Consider the following 17166-nt stretch of genomic DNA (forward strand, 5'->3'; position numbering starts at 1 on the left):
AAGGGGCGAGCTTCCCGAGAGAACGGGACCAGGACAAAGGCGTCCTCGCTAGGTAACTAGCGGGGACGCCTTTTTTTGTTTGCGCGTGATTGGTCGAGCCATTGCGGAGAACGACATGAAAAAACTCAAACTGGTGATGATCGGCAACGGCATGGCCGGGGTTCGCACCCTTGAAGAATTGCTCAAGCTGAGCAGCGACCTGTACGACATCACCGTGTTCGGCGCCGAGCCGCACACCAACTACAACCGCATCCTGCTGTCGCCGGTACTGGCCGGCGAGCAAACCTTCGAAGAGATCGTGCTCAACGACTTGAGCTGGTACCTGGACAACAACATCAAGCTGCTGCTCAACCGTAAAGTGGTGCAGATCGACCGCGTCAAACGCATCGTCATCGCCGAAGACGGCACCGAGGCGGAGTACGATCGCCTGCTGATCGCCACCGGCTCCACCCCCTTCATCCTGCCGATCCCCGGTAATACGTTGCAGGGCGTGATCGGCTACCGCGACATCGCCGACACCCAAGCCATGATCGACACCGCCAAGACCCACACGCACGCCGTGGTCATCGGCGGTGGCCTGCTGGGCCTGGAAGCCGCCAACGGCCTGATGCTGCGCGGCATGCACGTTACTGTGGTGCATATCGGCGAATGGCTGCTGGAGCGTCAGCTGGACAAGACCAGCGGCCAACTGTTGCAGACCGAGCTGGAAAGCCGTGGCCTGGTGTTTCGCCTGTGCGAGCAGACCCAGGCGCTGCATGACGCGGGCAATGGTCGCGTCGGCTCGGTGCAGTTCAAGAACGGCGACATCATCCCCGCCGACCTGGTGGTGATGGCGGCGGGTATCCGGCCCAACACCGAGCTGGCGGAAAAATCCGGCATTCCCTGCAACCGTGGGATTTTGGTCAACGACACCCTGCAAACCTACGACCCGCGCGTCTACGCCATCGGCGAGTGCGCCAGCCACCGCGGCATCGCCTATGGCCTGGTGGCGCCGCTGTTCGAGCAGGCCAAGGTCTGCGCCAACCACCTCGCACAGCTGGGCTTTGCCACCTACAAAGGCTCGGTCACCTCGACTAAATTGAAGGTCACCGGCATCGACCTGTTCTCGGCCGGTGACTTCATGGGCGGCGAAGGCACCGAGACCATCACCCTCTCCGACCCGATTGGCGGTGTGTACAAGAAACTGGTGATCAAGGACGACATCCTGGTCGGCGCCTGCCTGTACGGCGACACCGCTGACGGCGGTTGGTATTTCCGCCAGATCCGTGAGAACCACGCCATCGGCGAGATCCGCGATCACTTGATGTTCGGCGAAAATGCCCTGGGCGATGTCGGCCATCAAGGCCAGGACAAGGCCATGAGCATGGCCGACAACGCCGAAGTCTGCGGTTGCAATGGCGTGTGCAAGGGCACCATCGTCAAGGCGATCCAGGAACAGGGGCTGTTCAGCGTCGACGAGGTGAAGAAACACACCAAGGCCGCCAGCTCCTGCGGCTCCTGTGTTGGCCTGGTCGAGCAGATTTTGATCAACACCGTGGGCGGCGCCGCTGACGTCAAGCCGAAAAGCGAAAAGGCCATCTGCGGCTGCAGCGACCTCAACCACGGGCAGATCCGCCAGGCCATCCGCGACCAGCACTTGCTGACCATCGCCGGTACCATGAGCTACCTGAACTGGCGCACGCCCAACGGCTGCGCCACCTGCCGCCCGGCCTTGAACTACTACCTGATTTCCACCTGGCCGGGCGAAGCCAAGGATGACCCGCAATCGCGCCTGATCAACGAACGCGCCCACGCCAATATCCAGAAAGACGGCACCTACTCCGTGGTCCCACGCATGTGGGGCGGCGTGACCAACCCGTCGGAGCTGCGGCGCATCGCCGATGTGGCCGACAAGTACAACGTGCCGATGGTCAAGGTCACCGGCGGCCAGCGCATCGACCTGCTGGGGATCAAGAAGCAGGATTTGCCGGGGGTGTGGAAAGACTTGGACATGCCGTCCGGCCACGCCTACGGCAAGTCCATCCGCACCGTGAAGACCTGCGTCGGCAGCGAGTTCTGCCGCTTCGGCACGCAGAACTCCACCCAACTGGGCATCGAGTTGGAGCATGACCTGTTCAACATGTGGTCGCCGCACAAGGTCAAATTGGCGGTGTCCGGCTGCCCACGCAATTGCTCGGAAGCGGGCATCAAGGACGTAGGCATTATTGGCGTCGACTCCGGCTGGGAGATGTACATCGGTGGCAACGGCGGCATCAAGACCGAAGTCGCCGAGTTCTTCGTCAAGCTGAAAACCGCCGAAGAAGTGCGCGAGTACAACGGCGCCTTCCTGCAGCTGTACCGCGAAGAAGCCTTCTACCTTGAGCGCACCGTGCACTACCTGCAACGGGTGGGCATGGAGCACATCAAGAAGGCCGTGCTGGAAGACCCGGCGCGCCGCCAGGCCCTTAACGAGCGCCTGCAATTCTCGCTGTCGTTCGAACAGGACCCGTGGAAGGAGCGCCTGGAACAACCGCTGCTGAAGAAGGAGTTCGAGGTCATCCCCGTCAAACAACTGGAGGTGCCGGCATGAACTGGCTGGATATCTGCGCCCTCGACGACATCAACACCCTGGGATCGCGCATCATCAACGGGCCCAAGGGTGATATCGCGATTTTTCGTACCAGTGACGACGAAGTCTTCGCCCTCGATGACCGTTGCCCCCACAAAGGCGGTCCGCTGTCCCAAGGCCTGATCTACGGCAAACGCGTGGCCTGCCCGTTGCACAACTGGCAGATCGACCTCGCCTCCGGCGAAGCCCAAGCCCCGGACATCGGTTGCGCCCATCACCACCCGGCCCGCGTGGAAAACGGCCGTGTGCTGCTGGCCCTGCGGGACGCTGTGTGATGAACCGCCAGACCACCGCCTCTACCTGCTGCTACTGCGGCGTGGGTTGCGGCGTGTTGATCGAACATGACGGCGAGCAAATTATTGGCGTGCAAGGCGACCCCGACCACCCGGCGAACTTCGGCAAGTTGTGCAGCAAGGGCTCCAGCCTGCACCTGACCGGCGACTTGGCCGCCCGCGCCTTGTACCCCGAGTTGCGCCTGGGCAAAGGCCTGGCGCGCAGCCGCACCGATTGGGACACCGCGCTGGAGCACGCGGCCAACGTGTTCGCCCAGACCATCGCCGAACACGGGCCGGACAGTGTGGCGTTCTATATTTCCGGGCAATTGCTCACCGAGGATTACTACAGCTTCAACAAGCTGGCGCGGGCGCTGGTGGGCACCAACAACATCGATAGCAACTCGCGGCTGTGCATGTCTTCGGCGGTGGTCGGCTACAAGCGCAGCCTGGGCGCCGACGCACCACCTTGCAGCTACGAAGACCTGGAGAGCAGCGACTGCGTGATGATCGTCGGCAGCAACATGGCCTACGCGCACCCGGTGTTGTTCCGACGCCTGGAAGCAGCCAAGGCGCGGCGCCCGCAGATGAAAGTGCTGGTGATCGACCCACGTCGCACAGACACCTGCGATTTGGCTGACCTGCACCTGGCGATCCTGCCGGGGACAGACGTCGCGCTGTTCCATGGGATCTTGCACCTGCTGCTGTGGGAAGACTGGATCGACCGCGCGTTTATCGAGGCGCATACCGAGGGGCTGGCCGAGCTGAAGCGCCTGGTGCACGACTACACGCCGCAGATGGTCACGCAGCTCTGTGGCATCAGCGTCGAGCAGTTGCGCCTGTGTGCGGAATGGGTCGGGACCTCCCACAGTTTTCTGTCGTTGTGGTGCATGGGGCTTAACCAGTCCACGGCGGGCAGCGCTAAAAACAGCGCGTTGATCAACCTGCACCTGGCCACCGGCACGATTGGCCGGCCCGGCTGCGGGCCGTTTTCCCTGACCGGCCAGCCGAATGCCATGGGTGGGCGCGAGACGGGCAGTTTGTCGAACCTGCTGCCCGGGCACCGTGAGGCCGCCAACCCTGAACATCGCGAGCAGATCGCGGCGTATTGGGGAGTTGATTCGTTGCCAGCGTCTACCGGGCTCACGGCTGTCGAGCTGTTCGAGCAGGTGCAAGCTGGTAAGGTCAAGGCATTGTGGATCGCCTGCACCAACCCCGCGCAATCACTGCCAGACCAGAACCGCGTGCGCGAAGCCTTGGCCGCCTGCCCGTTCGTGGTGCTGCAGGAGGCGTTTCGTACCACCGAGACCGCCGCCTACGCCGACCTGCTATTGCCCGCCGCCAGTTGGGGGGAGAAGGAAGGCACGGTGACCAACTCCGAGCGGCGTATTTCCCACGTGCGCCGTGCCATCGTCCCACCGGGAGAAGCGCGACCGGACTGGGCAATTACCGTGGATTTCGCACAGCGCCTGGAGCGCCGCCTGCGTCCGGGTTTGAGCAGCCTGTTTGCCTTTGAGCAGCCCGCGCAGGTGTTTGACGAGTACAAGATGCTGACCCGTGGCCGTGACCTGGACTTGTCGGGCATCAGCCACGCCTTGCTTGATCGTATCGGCCCGCAGCAATGGCCGTTCCCCCAGGGCGCCGAGGGAGGTACCTCACGCCTGTACACCGACGGTGTGTTCCCGACCGACAACGGGCGGGCACGCTTCGTTGCCGACCCTTACCGCGCCGCGAAGGAGCAACGTGACGCGCGCTTCCCGCTGACGCTGATCACCGGGCGCCTGCGCGACCAATGGCATGGCATGAGCCGCACGGGTACGGCGGCGCAGTTGTTCGGGCATGTCAGCGAGGCGTTGTTGAGCCTGCACCCGGATGAGTTGCGCCGGCACCGCTTCAAAGAAGGTGATCTGGTCAGCCTGAAAAGCCGTCGCGGCCAGGTGATCGTGGCGGTCAGCAGTGATGACAGCGTGCGTCCCGGGCAGGCATTTCTGCCCATGCACTGGGGTGATCGTTTTCTCAAGGGCGGTGTGAATGCGCTGACCCAGCCGGCGTTTGATCCCTTGTCCAAACAACCGGAACTCAAGCACAGCGGCGTGCGCCTGGAAGCGGTGCAACTGCCGTGGCAACTGTTCGCGTTGATCGAAGGTGATGTGCAGCAACACTTCGAAGCCCTGCGCCCGCTGTGCGAGGGCTTTGCCTACGTCAGCCTCAGCCTGGCCGGGCGGGAGCGGCCCGCGTTATTGATACGCGCCGCCCATAGCGAGGCGCCCGACCTGCAGCTGTTGACCCGAATCGATGAACTGCTGGGCCTCAACGACGGGCCAGTGATGGCTTACGACGACCCACGCCGCTCGATCGGCAAACGCGTGAAGATTGAAAAAGGCCGCATCACGGCCTTGCGCCTGGCCGGCGAAACCTTGGCACGGCATTGGTTGCAAAGCCTGTGGCTGGAAGGCCGCACCGACGACCAACTGCGGCGCTGGCTGTTGGCGCCGTTGAGCGCCCCCCCGGGCGGAACCGCGGCGAGCAACAAAGTGCTGTGCAATTGCAAGAACGTCAGCGAAAACGCGGTGTGCACAGGTATCGCCCGGGGCCTGGACCTGGATGGGCTCAAGCGGGAACTGGGCTGCGGCACCCAATGCGGCTCCTGTGTGCCGGAAATCAAACGTCTTTTGGCCAGCAGCCCGCAGCCAATCGCGATCAGTGTGTGAGGGGAACAACATGAGTGCAAAAGTCTGGTTGGTGGGCGCAGGCCCCGGTGACCCCGAGCTGTTGACCCTCAAGGCGGTGCGAGCGCTGCGTGAGGCCAATGTGGTGTTGATCGACGACCTGGTCAACGTGGCCGTACTGGAACACTGTGCCGGTGCGCGGGTGATCACCGTCGGCAAGCGTGGCGGTTGCCGCTCCACCCCGCAGGATTTCATCCACCGCCTGATGCTGCGTTATGCCCGCCAGGGCAAGTGTGTGGTGCGGCTTAAAGGGGGGGATCCGTGTATTTTTGGCCGGGGTGGCGAAGAAGCGACCTGGCTGCGTGAACACGGGGTGCAATTGGAGCTGGTCAACGGGATTACCGCCGGCCTGGCGGGGGCGACGAATTGCGCTGTTCCGCTGACTTTGCGGGGTGTGAGCCGTGGGGTGACGCTGGTGACGGCGCACACCCAGGACGACAGCCACCTTAATTGGCGTGCACTGGCCGAAGGCGGCACCACATTGGTGGTGTACATGGGGGTGGCCAAGCTTGAGGAGATTCGCCAGCAATTGCTCGACGGCGGAATGGCTGCCGATATGCCGGTGGCGATGATCGAGAATGCATCACTGCCCCAGCAGCGGGAATGCCGCAGCAACCTGTTGCACCTGCAGGAAGACGCGCAGGCATTTGCCCTGAAGAGCCCGGCGATCCTGGTGATCGGCCGTGTTGCCGCCTCTGCTCAAGCCGCTTGCGCCGTTGCGGTCGCCAGCGCCTGAAGCAAATTCAAGGCGAAAAAAAGCCCGGCCTAGGCCGGGCTTTTTTCTACCACTCAGTAATTACTGAGCAGCTTGAGCTTCTACCGAGGCTTCTACGCGACGGTTGATAGCACGGCCTGCTTCAGTTGCGTTGTCAGCAACTGGACGGGATTTACCGTAGCCAACCGAGCTAACGCGGTTAGGAGCGATACCGTCTTTGACCAGAACTTGCTTAACAGCGTCAGCACGACGCTGGGACAGCTTCTGGTTGTAAGCGTCTGGACCTACGGAGTCAGTGTGACCTTCAACCACGGTGGTGGTTTGTGGGTACTGCTTCATGAAGTCGGCCAGGTTTTTCACGTCGCCGTAGCTGTTAGGCTTAACAACGGACTTGTCGAAGTCGAACTTAACGTCCAGCTCAACACGAACAACCTGAGCAACTGGAGCTTCTGGCTCTGGAGTTGGCTCTGGAGCTGGTGCTGGGGTAGGAGCTGGAGCAACTGCGCCAGCGTTGCCGCCGAAGTTCACACCCAGGCCAACCAGTGCGGAGTAGTCCCACTTGCCGTTGTCCAGGTTGTAGTCAGACTCAACACCAGCACGGGCGAACAGGTTGTTGGTGAAGTAGTACTTCACACCAGCGCCAGCGATAGCCAGGGTCGACTGGTCGCGACCGCTGTGGCCGTCAGCCTGTACGTTGGTACGGGATTGGTGACCGAAACCACCTTCTACGTATGGACGCAGGGAATCAACACCGGCCTGACCGAAGTGGTACTGAGCAGTCACGCTGCCAGTGTCACCTTTGATCTTCTGGTTGCCAGTACCGTCGTTCGAACGGGTGTGGTTGGTGGTGTCGTAGTTCAGGTTGATCGACACGTCGTCGGTCAAGAAGTAACCGATGCTTGCGCCAGGGTTGAAGCCGTCTTCGATGTGCTTGACGCTATCGTTGTACTGCTTCTTGTAAAACAGCTGGCCTTCAACTGCGCCTTGGCCTTGTGCCAGAGCGCCGAAAGAAGTGGCAGCAATAAGAGAACCAATGGCAAAGCCCAAGGTGTTTTTCAGTTTCATCCGTTAAATCCCCATCTGGTGATTGTAAAGCAGTCCCACAAACCGGGGGACAACTCGGCGACAAGTCTAACAGAACTTGCCTACACGTAAGAGATATTTGCCACGCACTAAGTTTCAGTCTCGCCCGCAAATTTCTCACGTAATTTATCAAGAGCACGTTTGTAACGCATTTTTGTAGCACTCAAACCCATATGCATGATGTCAGCGATCTCCTGAAACTCCAGCTCTGCGACAAATCGTAGCACCAGAATTTCCCGGTCAATCGGGTTCACATGCACCAACCAGCGATCAAGTCCGCCCTTCTCCTCGGGTGCTGGCGCCTTCTCTTCAGACGCTTCCTCGAGGGGGTCCAGACTCAACGCGTCCATCAAGCGACGCTTTCGCCGTTCCTTGCGATACTGCGTGATGCACTCGTTGTACGTGATGCTATATAGCCATGTCTTGAACTTCGATTTGCCCTCAAAGTTCTTCAGGCCATACAGCACCTTGAGCATCACTTCCTGACAGACATCATCCGCATCTCTATCGTTCCCTAAATACCTTGAACAAACGTTGAACAAAGTGCGTTGATATCTGCGCATCAATTCTTCGTACGCGCGTGTTACGTGAAACAGCTCCGTGTGCGAGCGCGCGACCAACTCCTCATCAGAGAGCTCACGGGGGTCATAGCGCGTGGACAGCGTTTGGGCTTTATTCAAAACAAGTCGTGCCGACAGTCAGGTCAATGTCCGCTACAGCCCGGCTACCCGGGTTTGCGGCGGCGTACATTAGCAGGGTTTGCCGGGTTAGCGGCTACTGACCTGCTGCTCCAGGAGGATCCGATTGGACAGCGACACCAGGTCGCCGTCATCGGTCAGCACCGTCGTCTTGACCGTGCCGATCTCCTCGATCTGTCCTTCGACCTCGCCTATACGCACCTGTTGCCCAACCTGATACAGCTCACGCACATAGATTCCCGCAAGAATCTGCCCGGCAATTTCCCGGCTTCCCAACCCCATGGCCAGCGCAACGGCCAGACCAACGGTAATCAAAACGATCACGATCACGTGGTTGAGCAGGTCAGTCTTGACCTCCAACTGGCTGATCGCGACCGAAATACTGATGATGATGACCAAGCCCTGGGCAATCCGCCCAAGGCCGGCAGCATAGTCCAACCCCACGCCTTCAGCGGCGCCGCGCACCAGCCCATTGGCCAGTTGCGCCAGCAAGACACCTACCAGCAGTACCAGCGCACCGCCGAAAACCTTCGGCAAATACAGTGCCAGCATGTCGAGCGTAGCTGAAACTCGCTCAAGGCCAAGGGATTGAGCCGCAGAAACCAGAAAAATAAGTAGAACGAACCAATAGACGATCTTGCCGATCAGGGTGGAAATCGGTACTTGCAGGCCGGCACGCCCCAGCAGCTTGGTCAGGCCAGTGCCTGCCATCAAGCGGTCCAGGCCCAATTTGGCGAGCAGTTTGGACAGCAGGGTGTCGAGCAGCTTGGCCACGACAAAACCCAGCAACACCAGGACCAGGGCACCAAACAGGTTAGGGATGAAGTTAGCCACCTTGGTCCACAATGCGGTCATCGCGGTGACCAGGCTCTGGGTCCAGAGATCAAGTTCCATATTCAATCAGCCTTATCAGCAGTGCGAGCAAGAGGTTTACGACGGGAAACCGGCGATACGTGGGCCGAACCATTGTTCAGGGCCATCATCAACGCCGGCAGCCAACGACCGAGCAGGCCGAACAGGTCACCCGCCCCTACCTGACGGTTGGCGGTTTTCAACACGCGGCCCAGGCAGGCATCGTCATCTCGGTTGGATGGCGAGGCATTGAGCATGTCACGCAAAGACTGTTCGAACGGATCGTGCATAAAGACCTCTCGCAAGTGATTTAAAAGACGAGGGTAAAATTCTTGGGGTCACATGGGACCTTTCCTACGTTCAGGTCATATTCAGGTCAAACCCAGCGTAATCGTCGAAAAAGCCACCATTGTCCGAGCGCAACCGCCACCATCATCAGGCAGGCAATCACGAATCCGTAGGGGCTGGCGGAGAACGGAATGCCGCCCACATTGATGCCCAGCAAGCCGGTGAGAAAACTCATTGGCAGGAAGATCCCGGTGATGATGCCGAAGCGGTACATGGTGCGGTTCATGCGCACGCTCAAGCGCCGGTCTTCAGCCTCCAGCACAAGCCCCACGCGCTCCCGGGTCAATTCCAGCTCTTCCAGGTAGCGGGTCAGGCTGTTGTTCAATTCGTTCCAGTAGTCGGCATCGTCGTCACAAAACCACGGCAATTTGATTCGCGTCAGCTGGGCAAAAATATCCCGCTGCGGCGCAAGGAATCGCTTCAGCCCAGCCGCTCGCCGACGGATCTGCAAAACGTTGCCGTGCTCCGGAGTATACCGTTCGTCGGCATCGAGTTTTTCTTCTTCGGAATCGACGATTTCAGACAGATCGGTGACCAGGTCCTGCACTTTATTAGTCAGGTACTGCGCCATATAAAGGATGAGTTCCGAAGCGGTTTTCGGGCCTTTACCGTCCGCCAGCTGCACCAGCAGCTCGTCCGTGGCGCGCAAGGGCCGCAGACGCAGGGAAATCACGCGACTGGCCGCCGCAAAGATCCGCACCGAGACCATGTCTTCCGGCTCGGCGCCCGGGTTGAGGTTGATCCCGCGCAGAAACAGCAGCAATTCGTCATCCGGCAGCGGCAACAAGCGCGGACGGGTGTTTTCTTCCAGCAGCAAGTCGCAGGCGAACTCGCTCAAGCCACTGGACCGGCGTAGCCAGGTCTGAGTCTGCGGGTGGCTGCGATCCCAATGCAGCCACAGGCTTTCCTGAGGCTGCAGTTGCAGGTCGTCTAGCTCTGTCCGGGCAATCGAACGCGCACCGCCTTTACCGTCCAGCACCAGGGCATGCACCAGCCCCCATTGCGCGTTTTCTTCCTCGAACATCCTCACCCCTTTCGTCTGCAGCGGTTTATTCAGGCATTTTCAGCGGGCTTGGCGACACGATCACGCCATTGTTGTCGGCATAGACATACTCGCCCGGACGGAATGTCACGCCGGCAAAGGTCACGACCACGTTCAGATCGCCAATGCCGCGCTTGTCGGTCTTCATCGGGTGGCTCGCCAAGGCCTGCACCCCCAAGTCGGTCTGGGCAATGACATCGACATCGCGAATGCAGCCGTAGATCACCATCCCTTCCCAGCCGTTTTTCGCCGCTTTCTCGGCGATCATGTCACCCAGCAAGGCACGGCGCAGGGAGCCGCCACCGTCCACTACCAGCACTTTGCCTGCACCCGGCAGGTCGGCTTGCGCCTTGACCAGGGAGTTGTCTTCAAAGCACTTGATGGTGACGATCTCGCCACCAAAGGAATCTCGGCCGCCGAAATTACTGAACATCGGCTCAAGCACCTGTACGAGTTCAGGGTAGGCGTCGCACAGGTCGGGGGTCACGTAATGGTTCATTGAAAAATTCCTTTCTGGCAAAGAGGTGTCTTTCGAAAGAAGCGCCAGGCACAGCGGGGGCAGACCTTCCCACCCCCAACGGCGCAACGCAATAGCCACTGCGCGACTGAATATGACCAGAAGCGTTTAACGCGTCATATCTTAGCCGCAACCACACACGAGTGAAACGCCCTTGGCAGAGCGCTTCGTCAAACCGTTGCCGCCACCTCCGATTGTGCCCCGAATAAAGGTGTCAGCGGGTCTTTCAGCCATTGCGCCACTAATGGCCACACTTCGGCCTGGGCGGCCTTGCTGACCAGCATCTCCACATGGCCGAAATCCCCGGTAAACCCTTGCTGGCTGCCCAGACACAGGTATTGACGGTGCTCTGAACCGACTTGCTCGAACAACTTGCGACACGCCCAGTCCGGGTCTTGCTGGTCACCCGCCGCACTCACCGCCAGCAGCGGCACATCGACCTCTGCCAAGCCTTTCCACCAATCGTTCTTGCCTTCGCCAAAGCGGCCAAACAGGCCGTTCCAGCGCATGGCCTCGATCATCACGCCGGCCGGTTCATCCTCGGGGCCGCGCTTGAGGCGCGAGCCGGAGACCTCACCAAAGCGTTTCAACAGCAAGCGGCCCGTCCACTCCACCGGTGGTAGTTTCAACGGCCAGTGGGTGCGACTGACCTGACTGCCAAACAGCGCCACCGAAGCCACCGCCGGCGCGCCCAAGTGCTGCCCGCCAAGGGCCGCCGCCAGGCTGATGCCGCCCAGGGAATGGCCGATCCAGTGGGGAACCTGCGCGCTTTGTTCACGCACGAACGCCCCAATTGCCGGCAAATCGTAACGTGCGTAGTCGGCCACACGGTTGCGGGCGTAGTCATGATTGCGCTTGGACAGGCCATGGCCGCGCATTTCCGGGATCCAGACATCAAACCCCAACCGCGCCAGGTAAGCGCCCAGGCCGATGCCTTTAGGCGAGTACCAGAAGCGCCGGTTGGAAAAACTGCCGTGCAATAAAATAACCGGGATGCCCCGGTTTTCCGGGACATCGGCCAGGCCCAAGCGGGTCACGGCTAACTCGACGGTGCCGTCGGGGCTGTTACCGGGTTTGAGGCGGTACACATCTTCACTCAGGTCGCCACGACGTTCAGCGCTGATCAGGGCGACGGGAAACAGGTTGCTGCTGCTTTGCATAATGCTCTTGCACAAAAAAGGGCGGCGTCCGCAAGGATTCCCGCCCTGTACAGATAAGAATGCCGGTCACCCTGTGAGAGTGACCGGCACTTTTGACGTAACGACCTTAGACGGACGCTTGGCCTTCTGCCAGGAAGAACCAGGTTTCCAGCACGGAGTCGGGGTTCAGCGAGACGCTTTCGATGCCCTGCTCCATCAGCCACTTGGCCAGGTCAGGGTGGTCGGAAGGGCCTTGGCCGCAGATGCCGATGTACTTGCCGGCCTTGTTGCAAGCCTGGATAGCATTGGCCAGCAGCTTCTTGACCGCAGGGTTACGCTCGTCGAACAAGTGGGCAATGATCCCCGAGTCGCGGTCCAGGCCCAGGGTCAGCTGGGTCAGGTCGTTGGAGCCGATGGAGAAACCGTCGAAGAATTCCAGGAATTCTTCGGCCAGGATCGCGTTGGATGGCAGTTCGCACATCATGATCACGCGCAGGCCGTTTTCACCACGGGTCAGGCCATTTTCGGCCAGCAGGTCCACCACCTGGCTCGCCTCGCCCAGGGTGCGCACGAACGGCACCATGATCTCAACGTTGGTCAGGCCCATCTCGTTGCGCACGCGCTTGAGGGCGCGGCACTCGAGTTCGAAGCAGTCACGGAACGATTCGCTGATGTAACGCGAAGCGCCACGGAAGCCCAGCATCGGGTTTTCTTCTTCCGGTTCGTACAGCTTGCCGCCGATCAGGTTCGCGTATTCGTTGGACTTGAAGTCCGACAGACGCACGATGACCTTTTTCGGGTAGAACGCCGCCGCCAGGGTGCTGATGCCTTCCACCAGCTTCTCGACGTAGAAGCCCACCGGGTCGTTGTAGCCGGCGATGCGCTTGTCGACGCTTTCCTTGAGGTCCAGTGGCAGGCCGTCGTAGTTCAACAAGGCCTTGGGGTGCACGCCGATCATGCGGTTGATGATGAACTCCAGGCGGGCCAGGCCCACGCCGGCGTTCGGCAGCTGTGCGAAGTCAAAGGCGCGGTCCGGGTTGCCGACGTTCATCATGATCTTGAACGGCAGGTCCGGCATGGCGTCGATGGAGTTCTGCTTGATATCGAAGCCCAACTCGCCTTCGAAGATGAAACCGGTGTCGCCTTCGGCACAAGAGACGGTAACGCCCTGGCCATCTTTCAGCAGTTGGGTGGCGTTGCCGCAGCCCACGACCGCTGGGATACCCAGTTCACGGGCGATGATCGCCGCGTGGCAGGTACGCCCGCCACGGTTGGTGACGATGGCGCTGGCGCGCTTCATCACCGGTTCCCAGTCCGGGTCGGTCATGTCGGAGACCAGCACGTCACCTGGCTGGACTTTGTCCATTTCGGACACGTCCTTGATGATCCGCACCTTGCCGGCGCCGATGCGCTGGCCAATGGCGCGACCTTCCACCAGCACGGTGCCGGTTTCTTTCAGCAGGTAGCGTTCCATGACGTTGGCCGAGGTGCGGCTCTTCACGGTTTCAGGACGGGCCTGCACGATGTACAGCTTGCCGTCGTCACCGTCCTTGGCCCATTCGATGTCCATCGGGCACTTGTAGTGCTTTTCGATGATCATCGCTTGCTTGGCCAATTCGCTGACTTCAGCGTCGGTCAGGCAGAAACGCGTGCGTTCGGCCTTGTCGACTTCAACGGTTTTTACCGAGCGACCGGCCTTGGCCTCGTCGCCGTAGATCATCTTGATTGCCTTGCTGCCCAGGTTACGGCGCAGGATAGCCGGGCGGCCAGCCTCAAGGGTGTGCTTGTGCACGTAGAATTCGTCGGGGTTGACCGCGCCTTGTACGACGGTTTCGCCCAGGCCGTAGGCGCCGGTGATGAACACCACGTCACGGAAGCCCGATTCGGTGTCCAGGGTGAACATTACGCCGGCCGTACCGGTTTCCGAACGCACCATGCGTTGCACACCGGCAGACAAGGCCACCAGCTTATGGTCGAAACCTTGGTGTACGCGATAGGAAATGGCGCGGTCGTTGAACAGCGAGGCGAACACTTCCTTGGCCGCACGGATGACGTTTTCCACGCCGCGGATGTTAAGGAAGGTTTCCTGCTGACCCGCGAAAGAGGCGTCCGGCAAGTCTTCGGCGGTGGCCGAGGAACGCACGGCAACGGCCATGTCCGGGTTGCCGGCCGACAAGGTGGCGAAGGCGGTACGGATTTCTTCGTTGAGCTTCTCGGGGAACTCGGCTTCCATGATCCATTGGCGGATCTGGCTGCCGGTCTTGGCCAGGGCGTTGACGTCGTCGACGTCCAGGGCGTCCAGCGCGGCGTGGATCTGGGCGTTGAGGCCGCTCAGCTCGAGGAAGTCGCGGTAGGCCTGGGCCGTGGTGGCGAAACCACCAGGCACCGAGACGCCAGCGCCTGCAAGATTACTGATCATCTCGCCGAGGGATGCGTTCTTGCCCCCCACATGCTCTACATCATGGACGCCGAGCTTATCGAGGGAAACTACGTACTCTACCAAGGTGATCTCTCCACTTTCTGTGTTGGAAAAGCTCAGGACGCCGGCTGCTCAGTAGGAGCGTTCGCCTGCGTTTGTGGCCTGGACCTGGAAAATAAGTGAGAATGCGGCCCACTGCGGGACGGCAAAATCGCGCCTATCATATCCAAGATTCGTCATCAGCTTAAGGCCCAGGGCTCAAATGAAACGATCTGCTTTCTTTATCTCCGACGGCACCGGCATCACAGCCGAAACATTGGGTCAAAGCCTGCTCGCGCAGTTCGAAAACATTACCTTCGCCAAATTCACACGGCCCTATATCGACAGCGTGGATAAAGCGCGGGCCATGGTACAACAAATCAATCTGGCGGCCGAAAAAGACGGTTTTCGTCCGATCATTTTCGACACCATCGTCAACCAGGACATTCGTGAGATTCTCGCAACGTCGAATGGTTTCATGATCGACATCTTCTCCACGTTCCTGGCGCCACTGGAACAGGAGCTGAGTGAACATTCCTCATACTCGGTAGGAAAGTCCCATTCCATTGGCCACAACTCCAACTATATGGAGCGTATCGAGGCGGTGAACTTCGCCCTCGACAACGACGACGGCGCCCGCACCCACTATTACGACAAGGCCGACCTGATCCTGGTGGGCGTGTCCCGCTGCGGCAAAACGCCCACCTGCCTGTACATGGCCATGCAGTTCGGTATCCGTGCAGCCAACTACCCGCTGACCGAAGACGACATGGAGCACCTGACACTGCCGTCGGCCTTGCGCTCGCACCGGCACAAGCTATTTGGCCTGACCATCGACCCGGACCGCCTCACCTCCATCCGCAACGAGCGCAAACCCAACAGCCGCTACTCCAGCTACGCCCAGTGCGAGTTCGAAGTACGTGAAGTGGAAAATCTGTTCCGTCGCGAGAACATTGCGCACATCAATTCCACGCATTTTTCGGTGGAAGAGATTTCGGCGAAGATTTTGGTGGAGAAAGGCGTGGAGCGCAGGTTCAAGTAATTGTGTTGCCCGGGCTGGCCCCTTCGCGAGCAAGTCGAATCGTCGCACCCCCACATCTGACCGAGTTCCAACTCTGGAATGCAGTCAAATGTGGGAGCTGCGGTGCGACGATTCGACTTGCCTGCGAAGAACGATAACGCGGTGAGCCTGCCGATTACAGGTGAAACCGCCCGCCCCCCTGCCCCAGCGCAGTAGCCAACGCATCAAACCCCGCCCGCAACAGCTGATCATCCCCCGACGTATTGCAGATACTCGCCCGAATAAACTGCGGCACCGCCGTCTGCCCCACGGCAAACGCCTCGGCGGTGGCGATCAGGTAATTATTCTGCTTGAGCTCCGCCTCGATTTCCGACGCGCGCCAGGGCTCCGGCACTTCAATCCAGAAGTGCGGGCTGTTGAGGTGGGTGCGGTATTGCAGGCCGTTCAACAGGTCTTTCACCAACGCCTTGCGTCGGCTGATCTCATTGATCTGCTGGCGCAGCAGGTATTCCGCCGTGCCGTTTTCGATCCACTGGGTGGCCAGTTCAAGGGTCACCGGGGTAGCCATCCAGCACGTCGAGCGCAGCGCTGCCGAGATACGGCTGACCAACGCCGGCGGCGCATGCACGTACCCCACGCGTAACCCGGCTGACACCGCCTTGCTCAAACTGCTGATCAGAATCGTACGTTCGGGGGCGAAAAAACTCAGGGGTGGCGGGCGATCTTCCACCAGTACGCCGTGGGCTTCGTCCTCCAGGATCAGCAGGTTGTGCTCACGGCAGACCTTGGCCAAGGCTTCCCGGCGCGGGATCGAGAGCACCGCCGTGGTCGGGTTCTGGATGGTCGGCGTACAGTACAGCGCCGACACCCGGTGATTGCGACAGACTTCATCCAGAGCACTCGGCAGCACGCCCTCTTCGTCCATCTCCAGGCCGATCAGCCGCACGCCGAGCATGCGCGCAGCGGTGATCAACCCGGGGTAAGTCAGCTGTTCGGTGACCACCGTATCGCCCGCCCGCAACAACGCCATCATGGCGCACAACAGGCCGTGCTGGCCGCCATTGACGCAGATGACCTGCTCGGGGATCGGGTGGAAATCGCGTTGCACCAGCCACTGTGCCCCCGCTTCACGGTAACGCGGCAAACCGGCGTCCGGGGTGTAGGCGCTGATGTCCTGGAGGAACTTGGCGTTGGTCGACAGGGTTTGGAAGCTCTGGGCCAGGAACACCGTTTCCTGCCCCGGGATATGCATGTTGCGGCTCATGTCGAAGTATTGGCGCGGCTCCTCGCTGAAATTGCGAAAGCCTTCGTCGCGCTGGCGCTCCATCCCACGCTTGCGCACGAATGTGCCGTCACCCACCCGCGCCACCACCAACCCCAGGCGTTCCAGCTCGCCGTAGGCCCGGCTGATGGTGCCGATCGTCACACCCAGATTGTCGGAAAGCACCCTATGGGGCGGCAGTTTTCTTCCCGGTTCAATCAAGCCCTCGAGGATGCCCCGTTCCATGACATCGGACAGGCGCTTGTACTTCACGCCCTGCCCGTTGGACAACCCCTCACGCATAATTGACACCATGTCAATATTTGTTTTGACAGCCATCTTTCGCCCTAATAGTGTGCTTTTACGGGTTCAATCGCCGAATTTTACAACTCATTACAAGCTCAATATAGAGTTCAATTCCGG

Annotated in this window: 14 protein-coding genes; 5 read left to right on the forward strand and 9 right to left on the reverse strand. The window is 60.3% G+C overall.

Annotated elements, in window-relative coordinates; all coding sequences use genetic code 11:
* Nucleotides 1-115: 115 nt before the first annotated feature.
* From nirB to cobA, 4 genes are read left to right on the forward strand one after another with little or no spacing between them, the layout of a single operon-like run.
* Nucleotides 116-2569 carry a nitrite reductase large subunit NirB gene (gene nirB, locus ACVWVP_RS16120; RefSeq protein WP_259173014.1) on the forward strand — a complete coding sequence of 818 codons (2454 nt, stop codon included), beginning with the start codon at nucleotides 116-118 and terminating at the stop codon, nucleotides 2567-2569.
* Nucleotides 2566-2883 carry a nitrite reductase small subunit NirD gene (nirD, locus tag ACVWVP_RS16125; RefSeq protein ID WP_178924597.1) on the forward strand — a complete coding sequence of 106 codons (318 nt, stop codon included), beginning with the start codon at nucleotides 2566-2568 and terminating at the stop codon, nucleotides 2881-2883. Before nirB ends, nirD begins: the two co-directional genes overlap by 4 nt.
* Nucleotides 2883-5591: a nitrate reductase gene (locus ACVWVP_RS16130; protein ID WP_457407117.1), complete on the forward strand. Its 2709-nt coding sequence runs from the start codon at nucleotides 2883-2885 to the stop codon at nucleotides 5589-5591. The genes nirD and ACVWVP_RS16130 overlap by 1 nt, the downstream gene beginning before the upstream one ends.
* Nucleotides 5592-5601: 10 nt before the next feature.
* Nucleotides 5602-6345 carry a uroporphyrinogen-III C-methyltransferase gene (gene cobA, locus ACVWVP_RS16135; protein WP_457407119.1) on the forward strand — a complete coding sequence of 248 codons (744 nt, stop codon included), beginning with the start codon at nucleotides 5602-5604 and terminating at the stop codon, nucleotides 6343-6345.
* A 60-nt stretch (nucleotides 6346-6405) separates the two neighbouring features.
* Here cobA and ACVWVP_RS16140 read toward each other — a convergent pair whose 3' ends face one another.
* The 8 genes from ACVWVP_RS16140 to ppsA all read right to left on the reverse strand — a co-directional run bounded on the left by ACVWVP_RS16140 (nucleotide 6406) and on the right by ppsA (nucleotide 14506).
* On the reverse strand, nucleotides 6406-7389 hold the full coding sequence (locus ACVWVP_RS16140) for an OmpA family protein (protein ID WP_176996335.1): 984 nt from the start codon (nucleotides 7387-7389) through the stop codon (nucleotides 6406-6408).
* A 107-nt stretch (nucleotides 7390-7496) separates the two neighbouring features.
* On the reverse strand, nucleotides 7497-8087 hold the full coding sequence (sigX, locus tag ACVWVP_RS16145) for an RNA polymerase sigma factor SigX (RefSeq protein WP_003193286.1): 591 nt from the start codon (nucleotides 8085-8087) through the stop codon (nucleotides 7497-7499).
* 87 nt (nucleotides 8088-8174) lie between these two features.
* Nucleotides 8175-8999 (reverse strand): mechanosensitive ion channel family protein, encoded by an 825-nt coding sequence (locus ACVWVP_RS16150; protein ID WP_122717981.1) that lies wholly within the window; start codon nucleotides 8997-8999, stop codon nucleotides 8175-8177.
* 2 nt (nucleotides 9000-9001) lie between these two features.
* Nucleotides 9002-9247 (reverse strand): hypothetical protein, encoded by a 246-nt coding sequence (locus ACVWVP_RS16155; RefSeq protein ID WP_005790375.1) that lies wholly within the window; start codon nucleotides 9245-9247, stop codon nucleotides 9002-9004.
* A gap of 86 nt (nucleotides 9248-9333) precedes the next feature.
* Nucleotides 9334-10329 carry a zinc transporter ZntB gene (locus ACVWVP_RS16160; RefSeq protein ID WP_178924603.1) on the reverse strand — a complete coding sequence of 332 codons (996 nt, stop codon included), beginning with the start codon at nucleotides 10327-10329 and terminating at the stop codon, nucleotides 9334-9336.
* Between the two features lie 25 nt (nucleotides 10330-10354).
* On the reverse strand, nucleotides 10355-10846 hold the full coding sequence (gene rraA / locus ACVWVP_RS16165) for a ribonuclease E activity regulator RraA (RefSeq protein WP_178924604.1): 492 nt from the start codon (nucleotides 10844-10846) through the stop codon (nucleotides 10355-10357).
* A 188-nt stretch (nucleotides 10847-11034) separates the two neighbouring features.
* Nucleotides 11035-12024, reverse strand: a complete 990-nt coding sequence (locus tag ACVWVP_RS16170) for an alpha/beta fold hydrolase (protein WP_178924607.1) — start codon at nucleotides 12022-12024, stop codon at nucleotides 11035-11037.
* A gap of 106 nt (nucleotides 12025-12130) precedes the next feature.
* The gene (ppsA, locus tag ACVWVP_RS16175; RefSeq protein WP_259173020.1) at nucleotides 12131-14506 is read right to left on the reverse strand and encodes a phosphoenolpyruvate synthase; all 2376 of its coding nucleotides are present in this window, start codon (nucleotides 14504-14506) and stop codon (nucleotides 12131-12133) included.
* 178 nt (nucleotides 14507-14684) lie between these two features.
* Between ppsA and ppsR the strand changes: the two genes are divergently transcribed.
* Nucleotides 14685-15503, forward strand: a complete 819-nt coding sequence (ppsR, locus tag ACVWVP_RS16180) for a posphoenolpyruvate synthetase regulatory kinase/phosphorylase PpsR (RefSeq protein ID WP_176996340.1) — start codon at nucleotides 14685-14687, stop codon at nucleotides 15501-15503.
* 154 nt (nucleotides 15504-15657) lie between these two features.
* On the opposite strand, the gene ACVWVP_RS16185 is transcribed toward ppsR, so the two are convergent.
* A complete protein-coding gene (locus ACVWVP_RS16185; protein WP_178924719.1) occupies nucleotides 15658-17082 on the reverse strand; it encodes an aminotransferase-like domain-containing protein in 1425 nt (474 codons plus the stop codon).
* Between the last annotated feature and the right edge of the window lie 84 nt (nucleotides 17083-17166).

Source organism: Pseudomonas sp. TE24901 (assembly GCF_054058375.1).